Annotated in this window: 16 protein-coding genes; 4 read left to right on the top strand and 12 right to left on the bottom strand. The window is 67.1% G+C overall.

What is annotated here, in order from left to right; genetic code table 11:
• Positions 1-47: 47 nt before the first annotated feature.
• From pdxA to G3N98_RS12825, 3 genes are read right to left on the bottom strand one after another with little or no spacing between them, the layout of a single operon-like run.
• Positions 48-1037 (bottom strand): 4-hydroxythreonine-4-phosphate dehydrogenase PdxA, encoded by a 990-nt coding sequence (gene pdxA / locus G3N98_RS12835; protein ID WP_089473533.1) that lies wholly within the window; start codon positions 1035-1037, stop codon positions 48-50.
• Positions 1038-1048: 11 nt separating this feature from the next.
• Entirely contained in the window at positions 1049-2407 is a 1359-nt protein-coding gene (locus G3N98_RS12830; protein WP_089473534.1) for a peptidylprolyl isomerase, read from the bottom strand.
• Positions 2408-2458: 51 nt separating this feature from the next.
• Positions 2459-4819, bottom strand: coding sequence for an LPS-assembly protein LptD (locus G3N98_RS12825; RefSeq protein WP_206148372.1), 2361 nt, complete (start codon positions 4817-4819; stop codon positions 2459-2461).
• Positions 4820-5042: 223 nt separating this feature from the next.
• On the opposite strand from G3N98_RS12825, the gene G3N98_RS12820 reads away from it, so the two are divergent.
• The gene (locus G3N98_RS12820) at positions 5043-6092 is read left to right on the top strand and encodes a phosphotransferase (protein WP_206148371.1); all 1050 of its coding nucleotides are present in this window, start codon (positions 5043-5045) and stop codon (positions 6090-6092) included.
• A gap of 38 nt (positions 6093-6130) precedes the next feature.
• Positions 6131-6850: an N-acetylmuramate alpha-1-phosphate uridylyltransferase MurU gene (gene murU, locus G3N98_RS12815; protein WP_206148370.1), complete on the top strand. Its 720-nt coding sequence runs from the start codon at positions 6131-6133 to the stop codon at positions 6848-6850.
• 198 nt (positions 6851-7048) lie between these two features.
• Here murU and G3N98_RS12810 read toward each other — a convergent pair whose 3' ends face one another.
• A complete protein-coding gene (locus tag G3N98_RS12810) occupies positions 7049-8920 on the bottom strand; it encodes an ABC transporter ATP-binding protein/permease (RefSeq protein ID WP_046546241.1) in 1872 nt (623 codons plus the stop codon).
• A 175-nt stretch (positions 8921-9095) separates the two neighbouring features.
• Between G3N98_RS12810 and G3N98_RS12805 the strand changes: the two genes are divergently transcribed.
• Positions 9096-9491, top strand: a complete 396-nt coding sequence (locus tag G3N98_RS12805; protein WP_041492954.1) for a hotdog domain-containing protein — start codon at positions 9096-9098, stop codon at positions 9489-9491.
• Positions 9492-9535: 44 nt separating this feature from the next.
• On the opposite strand, the gene G3N98_RS12800 is transcribed toward G3N98_RS12805, so the two are convergent.
• Positions 9536-10018 carry a nitrate reductase associated protein gene (locus G3N98_RS12800; protein WP_175237366.1) on the bottom strand — a complete coding sequence of 161 codons (483 nt, stop codon included), beginning with the start codon at positions 10016-10018 and terminating at the stop codon, positions 9536-9538.
• 123 nt (positions 10019-10141) lie between these two features.
• On the opposite strand from G3N98_RS12800, the gene fdhD reads away from it, so the two are divergent.
• Positions 10142-10978, top strand: coding sequence for a formate dehydrogenase accessory sulfurtransferase FdhD (gene fdhD / locus G3N98_RS12795; RefSeq protein ID WP_206148369.1), 837 nt, complete (start codon positions 10142-10144; stop codon positions 10976-10978).
• A gap of 59 nt (positions 10979-11037) precedes the next feature.
• On the opposite strand, the gene G3N98_RS12790 is transcribed toward fdhD, so the two are convergent.
• The 7 genes from G3N98_RS12790 to nudB form a co-directional block, all read right to left on the bottom strand.
• Positions 11038-11805, bottom strand: a complete 768-nt coding sequence (locus G3N98_RS12790; protein ID WP_089426299.1) for an enoyl-CoA hydratase — start codon at positions 11803-11805, stop codon at positions 11038-11040.
• Between the two features lie 93 nt (positions 11806-11898).
• Complete coding sequence (locus tag G3N98_RS12785; RefSeq protein WP_039360089.1) at positions 11899-13098, bottom strand: acetyl-CoA C-acyltransferase; 1200 nt, start codon at positions 13096-13098, stop codon at positions 11899-11901.
• Between the two features lie 27 nt (positions 13099-13125).
• Positions 13126-15561: a 3-hydroxyacyl-CoA dehydrogenase/enoyl-CoA hydratase family protein gene (locus G3N98_RS12780; protein ID WP_021158421.1), complete on the bottom strand. Its 2436-nt coding sequence runs from the start codon at positions 15559-15561 to the stop codon at positions 13126-13128.
• A gap of 113 nt (positions 15562-15674) precedes the next feature.
• Positions 15675-17462 carry an acyl-CoA dehydrogenase C-terminal domain-containing protein gene (locus G3N98_RS12775; RefSeq protein ID WP_089426301.1) on the bottom strand — a complete coding sequence of 596 codons (1788 nt, stop codon included), beginning with the start codon at positions 17460-17462 and terminating at the stop codon, positions 15675-15677.
• 58 nt (positions 17463-17520) lie between these two features.
• Positions 17521-18120 carry a TetR/AcrR family transcriptional regulator gene (locus G3N98_RS12770; protein ID WP_006751498.1) on the bottom strand — a complete coding sequence of 200 codons (600 nt, stop codon included), beginning with the start codon at positions 18118-18120 and terminating at the stop codon, positions 17521-17523.
• A gap of 201 nt (positions 18121-18321) precedes the next feature.
• On the bottom strand, positions 18322-19596 hold the full coding sequence (gene clsB / locus G3N98_RS12765) for a cardiolipin synthase ClsB (RefSeq protein WP_206148368.1): 1275 nt from the start codon (positions 19594-19596) through the stop codon (positions 18322-18324).
• Complete coding sequence (gene nudB, locus G3N98_RS12760) at positions 19593-20087, bottom strand: dihydroneopterin triphosphate diphosphatase (RefSeq protein ID WP_089426303.1); 495 nt, start codon at positions 20085-20087, stop codon at positions 19593-19595. The genes clsB and nudB overlap by 4 nt, the downstream gene beginning before the upstream one ends.
• Positions 20088-20211: the final 124 nt, after the last annotated feature.

The raw sequence follows: 20211 nt of genomic DNA, 5'->3' as shown, positions 1-20211 counted from the left end.
ACTGAGTAAAACGAAAAATACGACGAAAGAGGTGAAGCCGGGCCGCGTCAGGCCGTGCGGCGATGACGCGCCATCGTGACGGCCGTGTCGAGCGCGGCGATCATGCTGCCCGGATCCGCGCGGCCGGTGCCGGCCAGATCGAGTGCCGTGCCGTGATCGACCGACGTCCGGATGATCGGCAGCCCGAGCGTCACGTTGATGCCCTCGCCGAACGTCGCATACTTCAGCACGGGCAGGCCCTGGTCATGGAACATCGCGAGCACGCAATCGGCGTCCGCGAGATGGCGCGGCTGGAACAGCGTGTCGGCCGGATACGGGCCGCGCGCGTCGATGCCCTGCGCGTTCGCGCGGGCCAGCGCCGGCGAGATCACGTCGATCTCCTCGCGGCCGAGATAACCGTTCTCGCCCGCGTGCGGGTTCAGGCCCGTCACGAGGATGCGCGGTGCGGCGAGACCGAAGTCGCGCCGCAGGTCGCGATCGATGATCGCGAGTGTCTCGACGAGCCCGTCGACCGTGAGTGCGGCGGACACGTCCTTCAGCGGCAGGTGCGTGGTCGCGAGCGCGACGCGCAGCGGCCGGTGGCCGGTACCGGCCAGCATCATCACGACCCGCGGCGTATGCGTGCGCTCCGCCAGGTATTCGGTATGGCCGGTGAACGGCACGCCCGCATCGTTGATGGTGCTCTTCTGCAGCGGCGCGGTGACGATCGCATCGTACCGGCTTGCCAGCGCACCGTCGATCGCCGCATCGAGCAACCCGAGCACGTACGGGCCGTTCGCGGCGTCCAGCTTGCCCGCCTGCACGGACACGGCGAGCGCGTGATGCGCGACCGACACCGGCCCGCCGCCGGCCAGCGTGGCCCGGTCGGCGCCGACGGCCGCCGCGCGCACATCGAGCAGCGCCGCATCGCCGAGCACGGTGAAATGCGCGTCGGGCCAGCGCTGCGCGGCATCACGCAGCGCCTGCACGGTCAGCTCCGGGCCGACCCCCGCGGGTTCGCCAGTCGTGATCGCGATCTGCAGCGCGGGTGCGGTCATCTGAAGCTCGCTCAGTTCGCCGGGCCGACGCCGCCGATCTTGTACTGCACGTACGACGAATCGCGCAGCTCGCGCAGCCAGTCGGCATACGCCTGCTCGGCCTTGCGCTGGCCGATCGCCTGACGCGCGATATCCATCTGCTGCTGCACCGAGCCTTCCGCTTCGCGGCGGCTCAGCACCTGGATCAGGTGATAGCCGTACTCGGTACGGATCGGCTGGCTGACCTGGCCGTCCTGCAGGTTGTTCATCGCGCGTTCGAATTCCGGCACGGTCTCGCCCGGGCTGATCCAGCCGAGATCGCCGCCTTGCGACGCCGACCCGTCCTGCGAGTAGGTACGCGCGAACTTCGCGAAATCGCCGCCGGCCTCGACCTGGTTGCGGATGTCGGCCAGTTGCTGGCGCGCCTGGCCTTCCGACTTGCCTTCGCCCACGCGCAACAGGATGTGGCGTACGTGCGTCTGCACGATCTTCGGTGCCGCGGCGGACGCGCCCTGGCTCTGGCGACGATCGACGAGGCGCACGATCTCGAAGCCGTCCGGCACGCGGATCAGCGTCGGGTTGACCTGGCCCGGGCGCAGCTTCGATGCGGCATCGACGACGTCGGCCGGCAGCGCGCTCGGCGCCTTGAAGCCGAGGTCGCCGCCCTTCTTCGCGTCGTTCGCTTCCGAATTGTTCTTCGCGAGCTTCTCGAAGTCGGCGCCCGACTTCGCCTGCTGCAGCAACGCGTCAGCCTTCTTCTGCGCGGCTTCGATGTCGGCCTGCGGCGCGTTGGTCGGCGCCTTGATGAAGATGTGCTGGAAGCGCAGGTCCTGCTGTTGCGACGCACTCGGCCCGCGCTGGCTCGCGATGTAGTTCGCGACCTCGGCGTCCGACACGGTGATCTTGCCGTCGACCTCGCGCTCGCGCAGCTTCGACAGCATCAGTTCGGTACGCGCGTCGCTCGTGAAGATGCTCCAGGGCACGCCTTGCGCCTCGAGACGCGCGCGGTACTGCTCGAGCGTCATGCCGTTCGCCTGCGCGAGACGCTGCAGTGTCGCCTGCACGGTCGCGTCGTCGATGCGGATCCCGTCGTCCTTGGCCTTCTGCACCTGGATACGCTCGAGCACCATCTGGTTCAGCACCTGCGCGCGCAACTGATCGGTCGGCGGCACCGGTGCGTTCTGCTGCTGCAGCCGGCGCGCGATCAGGCCGGCACGCTGGTCGAGTTCGCGGCCCGTGATCACGTCGTTGTTGACGACCGCGACGACTTCGTCGGCGAGCTGCGCACCTTGCGAACCGAGCGCCTGCGCCGCGGCCGGCGCGGCGGCGAGCAGCGCGGAGGCCGCAGCGAGGCTGGACACGACTGCCGCGAAACGAAGGGTTTTCTTCATTGCCACTGGAACTCCATTGAAATCGTGCTGACCGGTGCAGACAAGCCGGCGTTACTCGTAGTTGCTGAAGCGGGACATCGGCGGCGGCGGCGGCGGCAGCGGCGTGTAGCCCGGCACCCCGGCGCGGAACGCCGACACGAGGCCGTTATCGACGGTCGACAGGCCCTTGAGCGTCAGCTGCATCATGACTCGCGTCGCCGAGTTCTGCTGTCCCGACGAATTGATACCGTTCGCAACCCGTTGCACCCCGACCCCGAGCGCCCAGCAATCCGCGTCGTATTGTAAGCCGACCAGACCGTCGACCACGCGATCGCCGGCGAGGTCGTAGTTGAAGCGGCCGATCGCATACAGGCGGCGCGTGAGCGGCCATTGCGCGGACACCAGGAACTGGTTGATCGGCTGGTTGTCGAGCGTGGTGTTCGAGCGCGTATAGCGGTAGCCGACGTTGATCACGCGGCGCTCGCCCGGGCTGTAGCCGAAACCGACGCTCGACTTCACGAGCTGGTTGTTGTTCTGGTTGTACTGGAACGCCGTCTCCGACATGAAGCCCGAGCCGAGCTTCAGCGCGGCGCCGACGATCAGGTCAGAGTGGCGCGCCAGCACGGCGCTCTGCCCGGGAGTCAGCGTGACGCGCTGATCGGCGAAGTAGTACTGCTGCGCGATCACGAAACGCGCGCGCTCGTCGCCGGTGCGCGGGTCGATGAAGCGCGACGTGAGGCCGGCCGTGATCCGGTTCGCGTCGGCGATCCGGTCGTTGCCGACGAACGTGTTCGGCTGGTAGATCTCCGCGAGGCCGAAGTCCGACTCCGCGGTGTCGAACAGCGGCGCGTTCGACTGGTCGCGATACGGCGTGTACACATAGTACAGGCGCGGCTCGAGGGTCTGGATGAAGTCCTGGCCGAACAGGCGTACCGAGCGGTCGAAGATCAGGCCCGAATCGAAGCTCACGGTCGGGATCGACTCGGTGAAGCGCTTCGGATTGTTCGGCGTGCTCGACGACAGGTAGTTCAGGTCGTACGACGCAAGGTGGTACTGGACCTTCGGCACGGCGAAGTAGCCGGGGCCGTATACGCCGTACGCGATGTACGGGTTGAAGACGATCCGGTCGCCCTGGGTCGCATCGGCCGTCGTGATGCGGAACCGCGAATAGTCGGCTTCCGCGCCGAAGTCGAAGCCGCCGACGTTGTACTTCGTGTACTTCACGTTCAACTGCGGCTCGCGGCTGTAAGGCGCGATCGACGGCGGCAGCGTCTGCCAGTGCTGGTAGCGCGCGAGCACCGACCACGGGCCGTTGTTGTACGTGAGACCGGCCTCCTGCTGGTACAACGTCTGGGTCCCGTTGATGAACTGGTTCATCGAACCCAGTTGCTCGGGATACAGGTTGTCCGAGACCTTGTTGTAATAGACGTAGCCGCCGAAGCCGCCGCCGAAGTTCTGCTGGTGCTGCCAGTAGATCGCGTAGCGGTTGCGGTGCTCGAGCCGGTCACTCGGCAGGTAATTCGCCGTAAACGTGCCCGAGTACGTCGGCGACAGGTAGCGGAACGTCCCCTCCATCATCACGCCGCGCCGCGAGATGATGCGCGGCGTGAGCGTCAGGTCGCGGTTCGGCGCGATGTTGAAGTAGTACGGCAGCGTCAGCTCGAAGCCGTTGTTCGAGTTCACCGCGAACGTCGGCGGCAGCAGGCCGCTGCGCCGCTCGCCCGACAGCGGGAACGTCATCCACGGGCTCGCGAAGATCGGCACGCCCTGGAAGAACAGCACGCCGTTGCGCGCGGTGCCTTCGTCGGCGCCCGTATCGAAGTCGAAGCGGCTGCCCTTGATGTACCACGCGGGGTTCGTCGAGCACTGGCACGCGGTGTAGGTGCCGTTGACGAACACCGAGCGCTCGTTGTCGACCATGTCGACGCGTTCCGCGCTGCCCGAGCCGCCCGTCACGTTGAAGTGGTACTTCGGCGCGGTCATGAAGCCCTGGTTCGCCTCGATCTTCAGGTGCGCCTCGGGGCCCGCGAACGACGTGCCGGCATTGTTGATCCTGACCTGGCCGTACGCATCGGCCATGTCGGTATCCTGATCGTAGTGGATCGCGTCGGCCTTCACGACGGCGTCACCGCGCCGCAGCTCGGCCGAACCCTTCGCGGCGAGATCCTGCTCGGCCGTGCCGCTCGTATGGTCGGCGATCACGAAGGCGGCCGGTTTCGCGCCGTCCTTCAGCGGATGATCCTCGAGCTGGGGCGCGAGACGCAGATCCCACGGCGAGTCGAGCGGCTGCGGCTGCGCGGCCGCGCCCGACAGCTGCGCGTACGACACGGCCGGCACGAGGCCGGGCACGGCCAGGAGTGCGAGCGCGAGCCGCCGTTTGCGCGGCGCCCCGTCACCGGGGAAAACATTCGGGAATAGCGGTTTGGGCGGCATCTATCGTTTGGCGAATCGCCCCTTGTCAACCGCGCCGTCGCGGCACATGCGCGCGCGGCAGGCCGCACCGTCGCACCGCGACTGCGGCTGAGCGCAAACCGGGGAGGCGTTCGGGCGACCGCGCGACAGGCGGCGGGCCTGCACGGCGGAAAGCTGACGCGGGGCGCGTCAAAAAAGTCGTGGGGTATTATATGGCAAGACGTTCCCCCCTCCGCCGAGTTTCATGACGCCCCCATCCGCCGTATCCCAGCCCGACGCCCGCCTCGAAGCGCTCACCGCGTGGCTGCACCCGCTCGCCGAACGCTATGCGCTCGACCTGTCGACCCTCGCGCCCGCCTCGTCGGACGCCAGTTTCCGCCGCTATTTCCGTGTCGCGTCGGCCACGAGCGCCGGCGGCACGCTGATCGCCGTCGACGCGCCGCCGCCCGAAAAGTGCCGTGAATTCGTCCAGGTCGCGCAACTGCTCGCCGCGGCCGGCGACCACGTGCCGGACGTGCTGGCCCACGATTTCGACGCGGGCTTCATGCTCGTGACCGATCTCGGCCGCACGTCGTACATCTCGGTGCTCGATCCGGCCGACCCGGCCGCCGCAAAACCGCTGATGCGCGCGGCGCTCGACGCGCTGATCCGCTTCCAGCTCACGTCGAAGCCCGACGTGCTGCCGCCGTTCGACGAGGCATTCCTGCGCCGCGAGATGGAGCTGATGCCCGAATGGTTCGTCGGCCGCCACCTCGGCAAGCCGGTCACCGACGCGATGCGCGGCACGCTCGACCGCACCTTCGCGCTGCTGGTCGCCAGCGCGCACGCGCAGCCGCAGGGTTTCATGCTGCGCGATTTCATGCCGCGCAACCTGATGGTGTGCGCGCCCAACCCGGGCATCCTCGATTTCCAGGATGCCGTCTACGGGCCGCTGACGTACGACGTCGTGTCGCTGCTGCGCGACGCCTTCATCAGCTGGGACGAGGAGTTCGAGCTCGACTGCTTCGCGTACTACTGGGAAAAGGCAAAAAAGGCCGGCCTGCCGGTCGACCCCGATTTCGGCGAGTTCTACCGCCAGCTCGAATGGATGGGGCTGCAGCGCCACATCAAGGTGCTCGGCCTGTTCGCGCGTATCAATTACCGTGACGGCAAGCCGCACTACCTGAACGACCTGCCGCGCTTCATCGCGTATGCGCGCAAGGTCGCGCTGCGCTATCGCCCGCTCGTGCCGTTCGCGAAGCTGCTCGACGAGCTCGAGGGCAACGCGCCGGCCGACGTGGGCTATACGTTCTGATTTCTGATCGTTCCGACTCTCCTGACACCCGGCCGAACATGAGCAACACCCTGACCACGGCGATGATCTTCGCCGCCGGGCGCGGCGAACGGATGCGCCCGCTCACCGACACCCGCCCGAAGCCGCTGCTCGAAGCGGGCGGCAAGCCGCTGATCGTGTGGCAGATCGAGGCGCTCGCCCGCGCGGGCATCGAGACGATCGTGATCAACCACGCGTGGCTCGGCGAGCAGATCGAGGCTGCGCTCGGCGACGGTTCGCGCTGGGGCGTGCGGCTCGTGTATTCGGCCGAAGGCGAAGCGCTGGAAACCGCGGGCGGCATCGCGCAGGCGCTGCCGCTGCTCGAGCGCGACGGGCAGCCGGCCGTGTTCGCGGCGGTCAGCGGCGACGTCTACTGCGCGTTCGACTACCGGTCGCTCGCGCCGCGCGCCGCCCGGATGGCCGCGCTCGATACGCCGGCGATGCACCTCGTGATGGTGCCGAACCCGCCGTTCCACCCGGCGGGCGACTTCGCGCTCGGCGACGACGGCCGCCTTGCACTCGACGGCGCCGCGCGCTTCACGTTCGGCAACATCGGCCTGTACGACACGCGGATGTTCCGCGATCTCGCGCCCGGCACGCGGCGCGCGCTGACGCCGTACTATCGCGCGGCGATCGAGGCCGGCCGCGCGAGCGGCGAACTGTATGAAGGTATCTGGGAGAACGTCGGCACGCCCGTGCAGCTCGGCGAGCTGGATGCGCGGCTGCGCGCCGCGGAGTGACCGGCTGACGGGCCCTCGGGCTGAATGATCAAACGGCCGGTTAGCTGACGGGCGGGCTAGCTGGCTGACCGGCGAACTGGCCGCGTTGGCCTGACTGATCAAAGGGCCCGGCGCCTGTCGGACCACCATGCCGGGCCGGCTCCCGCCCATCAAACGTGCTCCGTCCTGCTGCGCGCGCCCCGCGCGCAGCCCCGCCGCTCAAGCGGCTTCCGCCTCTTCCCCGCCCGCCGCCGCGCGCTGCTGCTGCAGCGCCCACATCTGCGCATACAACCCGTCGGCGCGCACGAGTTCGTCGTGCGTGCCGCGCTCGACGATCCGCCCGTGGTCCATCACCAGGATCTGCTGCGCGTGCACGACCGTCGACAGCCGGTGCGCGATCACGAGCGTCGTGCGATGCCGCGCGATCTGGTCGAGTTCGTGCTGGATCGCGCGCTCCGAGCGCGAATCGAGCGCCGACGTCGCTTCGTCGAACAGCAGCACCGGCGGGTTCTTCAACAGCGTGCGCGCGATCGCGACGCGCTGCTTCTCGCCGCCCGACAACTTCAGCCCGCGCTCGCCGACCGGCGTGTCATAGCCCTTCGGCAAACTTTCGATGAAATCGTGGATGTGCGCGGCACGCGCGGCCGCGATCACCTCGTCGCGGGTCGCGGTCGGCCGGCCGTACGCGATGTTGTAGTAGATCGAGTCGTTGAACAGCACGGTGTCCTGCGGCACGATCCCGATCGACGCGCGCAGCGAGTCCTGCGTGACGTCGCGGATGTCCTGGCCGTCGATCCGGATCGCGCCGCCCGCCTGCCGGTCGAGATCGTAGAAGCGGAACAGCAGCCGCGACAGTGTCGACTTCCCGGAGCCGCTGTGGCCGACCACCGCGGTCGTCGTGCCCGCATCGATCGTGAACGACACGTCGTGCAGGATCTGCCGCGCCGGCTCGTACGCGAAATTCACGTGCTCGAAGCGCACCTGCGCGCCGGCCACCGCGAGCGGCCGCGCATCGGGCAAATCGGCCACTTCCTTCGCGGCCGACAGCAGCCCGAACATGCGATCCATGTCGGTCAGGCTCTGCTTCAGCTCGCGATAGACGACACCGAGAAAGTTGAGCGGAATGTACAGCTGCAGCATGAACGTGTTGATCAGCACCAGGTCGCCGAGCGTCAGCTTGCCCGCGAGCACGCCCTGCGTCGCACGCCACAGGATGAACACGAGCCCCGTGCCGATGATCGCCTGCTGGCCGAAGTTCAGCACCGACAGCGAATTCTGCGAACGGATCGCGGCTTTCCGGTAGCGCTTCAGGTTCTCGTCGTAGCGCTGCGCCTCCCACTCCTCGTTGCCGAAATACTTGACCGTCTCGTAGTTGATCAGCGAATCGATCGCCCGCGAGTTCGCACGCGAATCGAGTTCGTTCATCGTCCGGCGGAAATGCGTGCGCCAGTTGGTGACCTTCACCGTGAACACGATGTAGGTGACCAGCGCCGCGAACGTCACGTACGCGTAATAGGCCTCGTACTTGACCACGAAGAAGCCGAGCACGAGCCCGACCTCGACGAGCGTCGGCAGGATGCTGTACAGCGAATACGAAATCAGCTGCTGGATGCCGCGCGTGCCGCGCTCGATGTCGCGCGACATGCCGCCGGTCTGGCGCTCCAGGTGAAACCGCAGCGACAGCCCGTGCAGGTGACGGAACACCTGCAGCGCGAGCTGGCGCACCGCGCTCTCGGTGACCTTCGAGAACAGGATCTCGCGCAGCTCGGTAAACAATGAAGTCGACAGCCGCACGAGCGCGTACGCGACGACCAGCAGCCCCACGCCGCCCGCGAGCACGATGCCGGCCGACTGCTCGGCGCGGCCGATCGCGGTGATCTGCTGGACGTAGGACAGGTGGTCGACGATGCGCTTCATCACGACCGGCACACCGAGGTTCGCGACCTTCGCGCCGATCAGGCAGCCGAGCGCGAGGGCGACGCGCCATTTGTAGGTGGTCAGGTACGGCAGCAGCGACCGGATGGTTTGCCAGTCGTTGCGGGGCCCGGTCGAAGCCGGCGCGGGCTCGCCGGAAGCAGGAAATCGGCGCATGGGGGGAAGGATCGGCGGCGGTGCCGGACGCGTGCATCGGCGGCCGGCTCGCTCACTTTCTCGTACAATTTGCGAACGTTGTATTGTCGCAGAAGCCGCTTCGCGCCGCTGCCGGCGCCCTCGCCGGCCGGCCTGCGCGCGGCGGCGTAATTATTACAGGATGAAAGCCCCCGCCATGACCGATTCGACCCTCGAACTCCCGCAAAAGCAGCCCGCGCTGCGCGTCGTCCCGCAACCGCACGACGCGAACGTCCACGGCGACGTATTCGGCGGCTGGATCATGTCGCAGGTCGACATCGCCGGCTCGATCCCCGCGAGCCAGCGCGCGAACGGTCGCGTCGCGACGGTCGCGGTCAATTCGTTCGTGTTCAAGCAGCCGGTGTTCGTCGGCGATCTGCTGAGCTTCTACGCGACCATCACGCGTACCGGCAACACGTCGATCACGGTCGACGTCGAAGTGTACGCGCAGCGCATGCGCCTGATGGGTGAAGTCGTGAAGGTCACCGAAGCGACGCTCACCTACGTCGCGACCGGCACTGACCGCAAGCCGCGGCAACTGCCGCCGCTCTGACGGGCGAGCGCCGCACGGCGGCGCTTTCCCTGCCTTCGGCCGCCTCAGTGCGTGGCCGTCAGCCCGAACTCCCGCATCGCGGGCAGGAAATCGTGGTTCAGCTTCGGCTTGCGCGACAGCTTCACCAGCACGTAGCGCTGGAACGGCGCGAGCCGCTGCCACTGCGCGAGCTCGGGCGCCATCAGCCCGGCCAGCGCGCTCTGCTGCACGAGCGACTCCGGCACGATGTCGGTGGCACGCCAGGCCGGCTGCTCGTCCGGCTGGAACCACGAGGGCTCCAGATCCGCGTGCGTACGCAGCATTTCGAACAGCGCGTGATCGAAGTTGGGCTCGATCGCGGTGTCCTCGTCGGCCGGAAAGCGCGCGAGCAGCTTGCGGTCCTCGAGCGGCAGCAACTGCCACTGCTCCAATGAGATCCGCAGACCGAAACGGTCGAGATTGAAACGCACGATCATCGGGATGTACGTGAAGTTTTCCGACGAATCGTGTTCGAAGGCGAATAGCAGTGGAGCGTCGCTGAGTCCCATGATCGTTACCTGATGTGGCGGATACCGGCGCGGCCGGCTTGCCTGGGGTATTTTAGAACCTCTGCGCGCGGGTGGCGGATACGATTGCCGCCGGCCCCGCGCGCCGAATCAACGGGAGTGCTCGTGAATCCGACCGAATCCGGCGACCTGCGCGACGAACCGCGCGGCGCGATCGAACTGTCCGTGCGCCGCACGCGCGGCGGCGCCGTCGAAACCGCACACGACTACGTCGGGCAGGAATGGCCCGTCGCGCTCGTCTTCAACGGCATCTCGCATGCGGTGATGATGTGTACGCCGTGCGACCTCGAAGCGTTCGCGGTCGGTTTCGCGATCTCGGAAGGGATCGTCGCGCGCGGCAGCGACATCAAGGACATCGAGGTGATCCTGCACACCGACGCGCCGCTGCCGCATGCGGAAGTCCACCTGGAGGTCGTCCAGCAGGCGTTCGCCGCGCTGAAGGACCGGCGCCGTGCGCTCGCGGGGCGTACCGGCTGCGGCGTCTGCGGGATCGAAAGCATCGACCTGCTCGACCTCGCGCCCGAACGCGTGCCCGATACGGGCTTTCTCGCCCGCCTCGCCCCCGACGCGCTGACGCGTGCGGCGCAGGCGCTGCCGGTTCACCAGGCGCTCACGCGGCTCACGGGCGGCCTGCATGCGGCCGCGTGGTGCGACGCAACAGGCGCGATCCGGATGGCATTCGAGGACGTCGGCCGCCACAACGCACTCGACAAGCTGATCGGCTCGCTCGTGCTGTCGCGCGCCGACGCGACCGACGGCTTCGTGTTCCTGTCGAGCCGCGCGAGCTACGAGCTCGTGCGCAAGGCCGCACGGGTCGGCATCCCGATGGTGGCGACGATCTCCGCGCCGTCGTCGCTCGCGATCGAGATCGCGAAAGCGGCCGGCTTGCGGCTCGTCAGCTTCTGCCGCGAAACCGGCCACGTCGACTACGGCACGGCCTGATCGCGATCCCGGGAGCGCGCCGGCGGTCCGCCGCCGGCGCGCCCTGCTCCGTCGATCGGTCAGTCGAACTGACGGAAATCCGGCTTGCGCTTCTCGAAGAACGCCGTCATCGCCTCGCGCGCTTCCGGCGCGCGCAGCATCGTGGCGAAGTGGCCCGCTTCCTCGGCCATCCGCGCCTGCGTCGCCACCCCGCCCGTATCCTTCAGCAGCGCCTTCGTCACACGCAGCGATGCCGCCGGCAGCGCCGCGAGCTTTGCCGCCTGCTTCGCCGCGAACGCGTCGAGCTCGGCCGCCGGCAGCACACGGTTGACGATGCCGATCCGGTGCGCTTCCAGCGCGTCGAACGCTTCGCCGAGCAGCAGCTTCTCGGCCGCGACCTGATGGCCGGCCAGACGCGGCAGCAGCGCGCTCGACGCGGCTTCCGGGCACAGCCCGAGCTGCGTGAACGGCAGCGAGAACGTCGCGGTATCGGCCGCGTAGACCAGATCGCAGTGCAGCAGCATCGTCACGCCGACACCGATCGCCAGGCCCGGCACCGCGGCCACGATCGGCTTGCTCGCGCTGCTGATCCGCGCGAGAAACTGGAACACCGGCGCGGTGTCGTCCTTCGGCGGCGACTTCAGGAAATCCTCGAGATCGTTCCCCGAGGTGAAATTGCCGTCGCCACCGCGCAGCAGGATCACGCGAACCGCCTTGTCTTCCTGCGCTTCGGCGAGGGCGTCGGCCATCGTCTGGTACATCGCCGCCGTCAGCGCGTTCTTCTTCGCCGGGCGCGCGATCGTGATCGTCATCACGCCATCGGCGCGTTCCACTTGAATTTCGGCCACAACCGTCTCCTTTGACTTTCCTCTATCGGAATGAAAAAAACGGTGCGCGAGCTCGTGGCCCGCGCACCGTCGCAGCTTGTCGTCGTGCTCCGCTTACAGGCGTTCGATGATGCCCGCGGCGCCCATGCCGGTGCCGACGCACATCGTGACCATCCCGTACTTCAGGTTGCGGCGACGCAGGCCGTGCACGACGGTCGCCGCGCGGATCGCGCCGGTCGCGCCGAGCGGGTGGCCGAGTGCGATCGCGCCGCCCATCGGGTTGACCTTCGACGGGTCGAGGCCGAGATCGCGCATCACCGCCAGCGATTGCGCGGCGAACGCTTCGTTCAGCTCGATCCAGTCGAGATCGTCCTGCTTCAGGCCGGCAGCCTTCAGCGCGGCCGGAATCGCTTCCTTCGGGCCGATGCCCATGATTTCCGGCGGCACGCCACGCACCGCGAAGCTCACGAAGCGCGCGAGCGGCGTCAGGTTGAATTCCTTGAGCACCTTCTCCGACACCACGAGCAGCGCGCCCGCGCCGTCCGACGTCTGCGAGCTGTTGCCGGCCGTGACCGAGCCCTTGTTCGCGAACACCGTGCGCAGCTTCGCGAGGCCTTCGATCGACGTATCGGCGCGCGGACCTTCGTCGAGCTTGATCTCGCGCGTCTTCACGTCGACTTCACCGGTCGCGAGGTTCGGGAAACGCTCGGTGATCGTGTACGCGGCGATCTCGTCGTTGAACTCGCCGGCCTGCTGGGCGGCAAGCGCCTTGCGGTGCGACTCGACCGAGAACGCGTCCTGGTCTTCGCGGCTCACCTTCCACTGCTCCGCGACGCGCTCGGCCGTCAGGCCCATCCCGTACGCGATGCCGAAGTCTTCGTTGCGATCGAAGATGTGCGGCGACATCGACGGCTTGTTGCCCATCATCGGCACCATGCTCATCGATTCGCAGCCGCCCGCGAAGATCGCGTCCGATTCGCCGACGCGGATGCGGTCGGCCGCCATCGCCAGCGCCGTGATGCCCGACGCGCAGAAACGGTTGACCGTCACGCCGCCGACCGTCTGCGGCAGGCCTGCGAGCAGCGCGCCCATGCGCGCGACGTTCAGGCCCTGCTCGGCTTCCGGAATCGCGCAGCCGATGATCGCGTCTTCGATCAGCTTCGTGTCGAAGCCGGGCACCTGCGCCACCGCCGACTTGAGCGCGTGGACCAGCAGCTCGTCCGGGCGCGTGTTCTTGAAGACACCGCGCGGGGCCTTGCCGATCGGCGTGCGGCTGGCGGCGACGATGTATGCGTCTTGCAATTGTTTGCTCATTTGAGACTCCTTGCCTTATCCGCTCGCTCAGTTACGCACCGGCTTGCCGGTCTGCAACATGCCCATGATCCGTTCCTGCGTCTTCTGCGTGCCGAGCAGCTCGACGAACGCACGGCGCTCCAGCGCGAGCAGCCACTGCTCGTCGACCAGGCTGCCGGCTTCGACGTCGCCGCCGCACACGGCTTCGGCGATGCGGCTCGCGATCAGGTAGTCGTGATCGCTGATGAAGCGGCCGTCACGCATGTTGACGAGCGATGCCTTGATCGTCGCGATCGCCGAACGGCCGGCGACCGGCACGTCCTTCGCGCGCAGCGGTGCGCGGTAGCCGGTTGCGGCCAGCGCGCGCGCTTCCTTCTTCGCGGTGTCGAGCAGTTCGAACACGTTGAAGACGATCGTGTCGGACGGCTTCACGTAGCCCATCGCACGGGCATCGTGCGCGGACGCCGACACCTTCGCCATCGCCGCGTTCTCGAACGACTTCGTGACGAACTTCAGGATGTCGGTGGTCGCGTTCGCGGCCGTTGCGGCATCCGCTGCGCGCAGCGCGGCTTCCTTCAGGCCGCCGCCCGCCGGCACGAGGCCGACGCCCACTTCGACGAGACCGATGTAGCTCTCGACGTGCACGACGCGCTTCGCGCTGTGCAGCATCAGCTCGCACCCGCCGCCGAGCGCGATGCCCGACACGGCCGCGACGACCGGAACGTTCGCGTACTTCACGCGCAGCATGCCTTCCTGGAACTTCTTCACGAACGGCTCGATACCCTTCGCGCCGCCCATCATGAACGCGGGCATCGCCTCTTCGAGGTTCGCACCGGCCGAGAACGGGCCGCCCGGCGTGCCGAGCTTCAGCGACGTCGGCTGCCAGATCACGACGCCCTTGTAGTCCTTCTCCGCGAGTTCGATCGCCTGCACGAGGCCGTCGATCACGCTCGGTCCGATCGTGTTCATCTTCGACTTGAACGACACGATCACGACGTCGTCTTCACCGGCACGATCGTCGACCCATGCACGCACGGCGTCGGTTTCGAACAGCGTCTTGCCGTACGTCTTCGGATCGGCACCGGCTTCGCCGAGCAACGGCGCGCGGAATACCTGCTTGTCGTAGACGGCGAGGTCCGAACGCGGCACGAAGCGCTTCGCTGCCGGCGCCCATGAGCCTTCGGCCGTGTGCACGCCGCCCTTTTCCGCCACCGCGCCTTCGAGCACCCACGACGGCAGCGGCACGTTCGCGAGCGCCTTGCCGGCCGCGATGTCTTCCTGCACCCACTCGGCGACCTGCTTCCAGCCGGCGGCCTGCCAGCCTTCGAACGGGCCTTCGTTCCAGCCGAAGCCCCAGCGGATCGCGAGGTCGACGTCGCGCGCGTTGTCGGCGATCGATTCGAGATGCACGCCGATGTAGTGGAACACGTCGCGGAAGATCGACCACAGGAACTGCGCGTGCGGATGGTCCGTTTCACGCAGCAGCTTCAGGCGTTCCGCCGGCGGGCGCTTCAGGATGCGGCCGACGGTTTCGTCCGCCTTCGCGCCCGAGTCCACATAGGTGCCCGTCTTCGCGTCGAGCACCTTGATCGCCTTGCCTTCCTTCTTGTAGAAGCCGCCGCCCGTCTTCTGGCCGAGCGCGCCCTGCTTCACCAGTTCGGCGAGCACGGCAGGCGTCTGGTAGACCGGGAAGAACGGATCGTCGGCGAGGTTGTCCTGCATCGTCTTGATCACGTGCGCCATCGTGTCGAGGCCGACCACGTCCGCGGTGCGGAACGTCGCCGACTTCGCACGGCCGAGGCGGCTGCCCGTCAGGTCGTCGACTTCGTCGAAGCGCAGGCCGAACTTCGCGGCCTCGGTGATCACGGCCAGGATCGAGAAGATGCCGACGCGGTTCGCGATGAAGTTCGGCGTGTCCTTCGCGCGCACGACGCCCTTGCCGACGATGCTCGTCAGGAAGGTTTCGAGCTGGTCGAGGATCTCCGGGCGCGTATGCGCGGTCGGGATCAGCTCGACGAGGTGCATGTAGCGCGGCGGGTTGAAGAAGTGCACGCCGCAGAAGCGCGACTTCAGCTCGTCCGAGAACCCTTCGGACAGCTTCGTGATCGACAGGCCCGACGTGTTGGTCGCGAAGATCGCGTTCGGTGCGATGTGCGGCGCGACCTTCTTGTACAGGTCGTGCTTCCAGTCCATCCGCTCGGCGATCGCCTCGATCACGACGTCGCACTCGGCGAGCTTCGCGATGTCGTCTTCGTAGTTCGCTGCCTCGAGGTACTTCGCGTCGTCCTTCACGCCGAACGGCGCGGGCGACAGCTTCTTCAGGTTCTCGATCGCCTTCAGCGCGATCGCGTTTTTCGGGCCTTCCTTGGCCGGCAGGTCGAACAGCAGCACCGGCACGCGCGCGTTGATGAGGTGCGCGGCGATCTGCGCGCCCATCACGCCGGCGCCCAGCACGGCGACCTTGCGAATCAGGAAATTGCTCACGGGATGTCTCCGGATAGTGTCGTGCAGCGCGGGAGGTGGGGGCTGCACGGCGAAGTGAGTACCAGGAACCGTTGCGTTCGGGCGGCGCGCGGTGCGCCCCGCCCGGACTCGCGTCAGAACAGCGATTCGTCGACTTCCATCAGCGTCTTCGAACCGGCGCGCGCCGCGCGGATCGTCGATGCCGTCTCGGGCAGCAGGCGCGCGAAGTAGAAGCGAGCGGTGGCGAGCTTCGACTTGTAGAACGGATCGCCCGACGCTTCCTTGTCGAGTGCGAGGCGCGCCATGCGCGCCCAGAAGTACGAGAACACCAGGTGGCCGACGGTGCGCAGGTACGGCACGGCGGCAGCGCCGACTTCGTCCGGGTTCTGCATCGCCTTCATGCCGATTTCCATCGTCAGCTTCTGCACCTTGTCGCCGATGTCGGCGAGCGGGTTGATGAACTCGGCCATTTCCGGCTTCACGCCTTCGGCTTCCGCGAATTCCGTGACGAGCTTGCCGAACTTCTTCAGCTTCGCGCCCATGTCGCCGAGCACCTTGCGGCCCAGCAAGTCGAGCGACTGGATCGAGTTCGTGCCTTCGTAGATCATGTTGATCCGCGCGTCGCGCACGTACTGCTCCATGCCCCACTCGGAGATGAAGCCGTGACCGCCGTAGATCTGCATCGCGTGGTTGGTCGACTCGAACGCGTTGTCGGTCAGGAACGCCTTGATGATCGGCGTGAGCAGCGCGACGAGGTCGGCCGCTTCCTTGCGCACCGCTTCGTCACCATGCGACAGTTCCTTGTCGATCTGCAGCGCGGACCAGTACGTGAATGCGCGCGCGCCTTCGGCGTAGGCCTTCTGCGTGAGCAGCATGCGGCGCACGTCCGGATGCACGATGATCGGGTCGGCCGGCTTGTCCGGTGCCTTCGGGCCCGTCAGCGAGCGCATCTGCAGGCGCTCCTTCGCATAGGTGAGCGAGTTCTGGTACGCGACTTCCGTGAGGCCGAGGCCCTGCATGCCGACGCCAAGGCGCGCGGCATTCATCATCACGAACATCGCGTTCAAGCCCTTGTTCGGCTCGCCGACCATCCAGCCCGTCGCGCCGTCGAGGTTCATCACGCACGTCGAGTTGCCGTGGATGCCCATCTTGTGCTCGATCGAGCCGCACTTGATGCCGTTGCGCTCGCCCGGCTCGCCGGCTGCGTCGGGGATGAACTTCGGCACGATGAACAGCGAGATCCCCTTGGTGCCCTGCGGCGCGTCCGGCAGGCGCGCGAGCACGAGGTGGATGATGTTCTTCGACATGTCGTGCTCGCCGCTCGAGATGAAGATCTTCGTGCCGCTGATCGAGTACGAGCCGTCGCCGTTGGGTTCGGCCTTGGTGCGCAGGATGCCGAGGTCGGTGCCGCAGTGCGGCTCGGTCAGGCACATCGTGCCGGTCCATTCGCCCGTCACGAGCTTCGGCAGGTAGCGCTGCTGCAGTTCCGGCGCGCCGTGTGCGTGCAGGCACTCGTAGGCGCCGTGCGACAGGCCCGGATACATCGTCCAGGCCTGGTTCGCCGAGTTCAGCATTTCGTAGAGCGCGTTGTTCACGAACGCCGGCAGGCCCTGGCCGCCGTAGTCCGGATCGCAGCCGAGCGCCGGCCAGCCGGCCTCGACATACTGCTGGTAGGCTTCCTTGAAGCCGGTCGGGGTCTTCACGACGCCGTCGCCTTCATACGTGCAGCCTTCGCGATCGCCGACCTGGTTCAGCGGGAACAGCACCTCGGAGCAGAACTTGCCCGCTTCCTCGAGGACCTGGTTGATCGTGTCGGCGTCGAGGTCCGCATGCTTGGGCATTTGCTTGACTTCGGCTTCGACGTTCAGAAGCTCGTGCAACACGAATTGCATGTCGCGCAGCGGCGCGGCGTACTGTCCCATGACTCTCTCCAAAGGTGGGCAAAACGGCTCGAGCTCCTGGCGGGCGGATCACGCGCCGCTAACGGCTCTCGCTCTGATACGAAACAATCGTCTTTTCCAGCGCGGCCCACGTGAGGCGCACGGCATCCGGCGAATGCAGGAAGCGGGCGTCGTGATGCAGGCCGAGCGTGAAGCTGTACAACTCGAAGAGCATCAGGTCCGGATCCGTATCCGCACGCAGATGGCCTTCTTCCTTCGCCTGCGAAATGGCACGCAGCATCGCGGCACGCCAGGCCGTCACGCTTGCGATCAACTGCTCGCGCACGGGGCTGTCAGGCCGGTCGTCATACTCGACCGCACCGCTGATGTAGATGCATCCGGTCGTCACCTCCTGGATGCGCTTCTCCGTCCAGCGGGCCAGCATCGCCCGAAGGCGCGGCAAGCCTCGCGGCTCGCGCAGGCTCGGAAAGAACACCTCGTTTTCGAAACGATGGTGATACTCGCGGACGACCTCGACCTGCAGGTCCTCACGCGATCCGAAGTGCGCGAACACACCGCTCTTGCTCATCTGCATGCGCTCGGCCAGCAGGCCGATCGTCAGCCCCTCCAGCCCGTCACGGCTGGCGAGGTCCAAAGCAGCTTCAAGTATCGCGGCACGCGTCTGTTCGCCTTTTCGCATAGCTATTTCTGTAACCGTTCGGGGGTTCGAATAAAATCGAACGGCCGTACTATTATTGAGTGCGGCCGCTCGCGAAACAAGGAAATTATTAGAAACCGGTGTCTAACCGAGCCGCTATTTTGCGCGATTCCGGCGGGACCGGAGCGGCTTTTCCGCACGAACGTGCGGACAGATTTTTTGAAGCGAATACTTAGTCTGCGTTCAGTCGTAACCGCCGACCGTCAGCGCCTTCATCACGAGGCGGTACGTGTTGTACGCAAGCCAGTTCAGCAGCCGCTCGATGCGCGGGCGCGCGGCGTAGCGCGCGGCATCGATCTCCCGGCCTTCGGCGAACGCGGTCGCGATCGCGTCGCGCAACTGGTTCGTCACTGCATCGTAGCGCACCAGCACGACGTTCGCCTCATTGTTCAGCATCAGGCTCAGCGCGTCCAGGTTCGACGAGCCGACCGTCGCCCAGTTGTCGTCGATCACGGCGACCTTGCCGTGCAGGATCGTCTTGTCGTATTCGGCCACGCGCACGCCCGCCCGCAACAGCGAGTGATACAGGAACGGCACGGCCGTATCGAGCGCCGTGAATTCCTTGCGACCGATCAGCACCTGCACGTCGACGCCGCGGCGGGCCGCGCCCGTCAGCGCGCGGCGCAGCTTGCGGCCCGGCATGAAATACGGATTCGCGAGCAGGATCCGCTGGCGCGCCTGGCCGATCGCCGCGAGATACGCCTTCTCGATCGCGCGGCGGTTCACGACGTTGTCGCGCGCGACGAACGCGACGCTCGGCTCGGTCACGACCCGCAGTGCGCCGGCCTTGATCCATCGATGGCTGCGCATCCAGCGCCGGAACATGTCGGGGAACGCTTCGCCGCCGTGCAGCCCGGCCGCGTACTGCGCGTACGGCTTGTGGCCGAACTGGATCCGGTGCCACTGCAACTCGAACGCGGCACGCACGTCGGACACCGCGGGCCCGGCCATCTCGACCGCGAAATCCCAGCGCGGAAACGGCAGCGTCGCGCTGCCCTGCGTGTAGTCGTCGACGATGTTGATGCCGCCGCAGAACGCGACCACGTGATCGATCACCGCGAGCTTGCGGTGCGTGCGCGAGAAGCCGAAGCGGCCGAACAGGTAACGGTTGTAGATGCAGTGCTCGACGCCGGCTGCCGCCCACGTATCGAACAACGGCAGGCGTGCGGTGCCGATGCCGTCGGTGATCACGCGCACGCGCACGCCGCGCTGCGCCGCGCGGATCAGCGCGTCCGACACCGGGCGGCCGGCCGCGTCGTCGCAGAAGATGTAGGTTTCGAGCATCACCTGCTCGCGGGCGGCATCGATCCGCTCGATCAGCGCCCGGAAGAACTCGCCGCCGGTCTCGCACAATCGCACGGTATTGCCCGACGTGAAGGCGAGCCGCGACGCGGAACCGCGTTCCTGCAGGAACATCTGCCGCAATTGCGCGAAGCGCTTGCGGGCTTCCGCCGTCATGCGGACGAGCCGTGCGGCGCGCGCGAAAGTGCCACGCGCGCGGGCAGTTGCAGGATCGCCTCGGCGTTCGACGGCGAGAAACAGCGCGCGGCCGCCTCGCGGAACGGCAGCCACGCATGGTCGACATGCTCGCGCGGCGACAGCGTCACGTCGACGCGATGCGGCACGCACAGGCCGAACCAGTGCTCGACGTTGCGCGTGACGCCCGGGGCGTAGCGGTGCAGGTATTGCGGATAGATCGTGTATTCGATCTTGTGGCGCCAGTCGACGAGCGCGCTCGCCGGCACGTCCGGCGTGCCGACCGCGATGCCGGTCTCTTCGACCACTTCGCGCGCGGCGGTGAGCGCGAGCGGCTCGTCGAGCGCGTCCTTCGAGCCGGTCACCGATTGCCAGAAATCAGGCTGGTCGGCACGCTTGATCACGAGCACATCGAGGTCGGGCGTGTAGATCACGACAAGAACGGATTCGGGGATTTTCGGCGGCTTCGTCATCTTTGTTTCATGCAGCACAGGGCCGCGTGCCGGGCAAATGCTCCGAACGGGCGGCAAGTGCTGCGACTGTACCGCAAAAAACGAAAAAGGCGCATCGCAGCGCCTTTTTCATGTGCGCCGTGTG

Origin of the sequence: Burkholderia sp. Tr-20390, from assembly GCF_017104595.1 — a bacterium.
Taxonomy (GTDB): domain Bacteria; phylum Pseudomonadota; class Gammaproteobacteria; order Burkholderiales; family Burkholderiaceae; genus Burkholderia.
The sequence above is the reverse complement of the archived record's forward strand: the minus strand, read 5'-3'. Positions and strand labels throughout refer to the sequence as shown.

What these genes read in the sequence shown, in the direction of transcription:
- pdxA (WP_089473533.1), bottom strand. Translation starts at nt 1,037, where the DNA reads ATGACCGCACCCGCGCTGCAGATCGCGATCACGACTGGCGAACCCGCG.
- G3N98_RS12830 (WP_089473534.1), bottom strand. Translation starts at nt 2,407, where the DNA reads ATGAAGAAAACCCTTCGTTTCGCGGCAGTCGTGTCCAGCCTCGCTGCG.
- G3N98_RS12825 (WP_206148372.1), bottom strand. Translation starts at nt 4,819, where the DNA reads ATGCCGCCCAAACCGCTATTCCCGAATGTTTTCCCCGGTGACGGGGCG.
- G3N98_RS12820 (WP_206148371.1), top strand. Translation starts at nt 5,043, where the DNA reads ATGACGCCCCCATCCGCCGTATCCCAGCCCGACGCCCGCCTCGAAGCG.
- murU (WP_206148370.1), top strand. Translation starts at nt 6,131, where the DNA reads ATGAGCAACACCCTGACCACGGCGATGATCTTCGCCGCCGGGCGCGGC.
- G3N98_RS12810 (WP_046546241.1), bottom strand. Translation starts at nt 8,920, where the DNA reads ATGCGCCGATTTCCTGCTTCCGGCGAGCCCGCGCCGGCTTCGACCGGG.
- G3N98_RS12805 (WP_041492954.1), top strand. Translation starts at nt 9,096, where the DNA reads ATGACCGATTCGACCCTCGAACTCCCGCAAAAGCAGCCCGCGCTGCGC.
- G3N98_RS12800 (WP_175237366.1), bottom strand. Translation starts at nt 10,018, where the DNA reads ATGGGACTCAGCGACGCTCCACTGCTATTCGCCTTCGAACACGATTCG.
- G3N98_RS12785 (WP_039360089.1), bottom strand. Translation starts at nt 13,098, where the DNA reads ATGAGCAAACAATTGCAAGACGCATACATCGTCGCCGCCAGCCGCACG.
- G3N98_RS12775 (WP_089426301.1), bottom strand. Translation starts at nt 17,462, where the DNA reads ATGGGACAGTACGCCGCGCCGCTGCGCGACATGCAATTCGTGTTGCAC.
- G3N98_RS12770 (WP_006751498.1), bottom strand. Translation starts at nt 18,120, where the DNA reads ATGCGAAAAGGCGAACAGACGCGTGCCGCGATACTTGAAGCTGCTTTG.
- clsB (WP_206148368.1), bottom strand. Translation starts at nt 19,596, where the DNA reads ATGACGGCGGAAGCCCGCAAGCGCTTCGCGCAATTGCGGCAGATGTTC.
- nudB (WP_089426303.1), bottom strand. Translation starts at nt 20,087, where the DNA reads ATGACGAAGCCGCCGAAAATCCCCGAATCCGTTCTTGTCGTGATCTAC.